Origin of the sequence: Rhodococcus sp. EPR-147, from assembly GCF_001647185.1 — a bacterium.
GTDB lineage: Bacteria > Actinomycetota > Actinomycetes > Mycobacteriales > Mycobacteriaceae > Rhodococcoides.
The window spans coordinates 1-509 of the sequence record NZ_LVCU01000029.1; the positions used below are offsets into that span (position 1 = coordinate 1).

A 509-nucleotide genomic window follows, 5' to 3' on the forward strand; every position below is an offset into this window, starting at 1 on the left:
ATCGCGGTGACGAGGACCAGGTTCTGCGCGTTCGCGGCGTACCGCTCGACGCGACCTACGCGGCGATCGGCCTCGGGATCGCGCGGGATGTCGCGCAATCCCCAGGTGGGCGTCGAGGCGTAGTGCGGCGTCGGGGTCGGTGCTGCGGATCGGCCGCGGCGTGCGGCTTTGGTCGACGAGGTCGCCGGTCGGGCTACCCATCGGAAGTTTCGGGCACCCTGCGCGGGTGCCCTGGTGGACACCGGCGAGAGCAGCACGCCATGGCAGCGGGGGCACCAGGTGCCCGGCCGTGCGCCGACAGCCCAACGGGTGCTGCAGCGGGCACAGACCTGGAACGCCTGAGCGCGCCCCTGCGGTGCCGACATCTAGATGATTCTCGCTTCGTGGGCGTCGTCGTCGCTCTGGATCGGTCGACCAGCGGCCTGCCAGGCAAGCATCCCACCGTCGACGTTGATCGCGTCGTAGCCCACGCGGTTGAGATATTGGACGACGCGAGCCGAGCGACCACC

At 70.3% G+C, this 509-nt stretch carries 1 pseudogene; it reads right to left on the reverse strand.

Annotation, left to right across the window (positions count from 1 at the left end):
- Positions 1–365 (reverse strand): annotated as a pseudogene (locus A2J02_RS01040) (DUF4328 domain-containing protein); the annotation flags it as partial.
- Positions 366–509 lie beyond the last annotated feature (144 nt).